Below are 1,279 nucleotides of genomic sequence, written 5' to 3' on the forward strand. Positions count from 1 at the left end.
TTTTTTTATACTCTCAATTAAATATTCATACGCTTGTCTATTATGAGCTATTACTTCTCCTAAAAGTGGAATACAATTTATCGAGTAAATATTATAAATTTTAGACAATAACTTATTTGATACATGTGAAAACTCAAGACAAATGAATTTTCCACCAGGCTTAAGTATTCTGTAAGCCTCATTTAGCACTACCGTCAAATTTGTCATATTACGTATACCAAAAGCACAAACATAATAATGCATACTCATATCAGCTATTGGAATATTTTCAGCATTTGCACATAACCAAGAAACTTTATCTGCTATCATTCCTCTATTAATACACTTATCTCTTCCAGATTTTAGCATTTTGTTATTTATATCAAGAATTATTATTTCAGGAGTAATATTTTGTGCTCTTGCTTTAGTATAATATCTAAGTGCAATATCAGCTGTACCTCCAGCAATATCAATAAGATTTTTTGAATAATCATCAATCTCGTTTAACATTATGTTTTTCCATCTTCGATGCATCCCAAAGCTCATAAGATCATTCATTAAATCGTAATTATCTGTAACAGAAGTAAAAATCTTATCTACAAATTTTTGCTTCTTAGTACTATTTTGATAAAACATCCCATCATTCATAAATAACCTACTACCTACTTGTTTATTAAAACGATATAATTATAAGTTCTAGAAAAATTATACTGAAATATTTATTCAAGTGATACGAAACTATTAGCTAACATTTATACATATTGCCGTCTGTAACTATTTTTGTTATACCATAAAATAATTGTGATTTCATTAAAAGCAATTTTGAACAAAAAATTAGAGTATTAAAGTTGAAAAACATTGATTTATCTCTATATTTGATATTTCAAGCAAGTAAAATAAATAAATTACAAGATATTTTATCAGTGCTTGCAATTAGTGGTGTCAGTATGTTTCAACTCAGGGAAAAGAATATTACAGATACTGAATTCATGAAATATGCTATTGAAGCAAAAAAAATCTTGGATGAATTTAATGCCTCACTAATTATCAATGATAATGTTTATATTACAAAAAATATTAATGCTACAGGATTACATATCGGACAATCTGATATCAGCCTAACAGAGGCTAGAAATATCTTGGGTAATAATGTAATTATCGGTCTTTCTGTAAATAATGAAGATGAATTTCCACAAGATATAAGCTTGGCTGATTATATATCATCACATGTATTTCCTTCTACTACAAAAGTAAATAAGGAATATATAGGGTTAGAAAAATTAAAAATTCTAAGAGCCAA

2 protein-coding genes are annotated in these 1,279 nt (G+C 26.9%); one reads left to right on the forward strand and one right to left on the reverse strand.

The window, feature by feature from the left end; translation table 11 throughout:
* Positions 1 to 627, reverse strand: a 627-nt coding sequence (locus IHI24_RS04710) for a ubiquinone/menaquinone biosynthesis methyltransferase (protein WP_194966910.1), incomplete at its 3' end; no start/stop codon positions are given.
* Positions 628 to 827: 200 nt separating this feature from the next.
* Between IHI24_RS04710 and IHI24_RS04715 the strand changes: the two genes are divergently transcribed.
* Positions 828 to 1,279, forward strand: a 452-nt coding sequence (locus IHI24_RS04715; RefSeq protein WP_194966911.1) for a thiamine phosphate synthase, incomplete at its 3' end; no start/stop codon positions are given.

This window comes from Rickettsia endosymbiont of Cardiosporidium cionae, assembly GCF_015476335.1.
Taxonomy (GTDB): domain Bacteria; phylum Pseudomonadota; class Alphaproteobacteria; order Rickettsiales; family Rickettsiaceae; genus JADHZC01.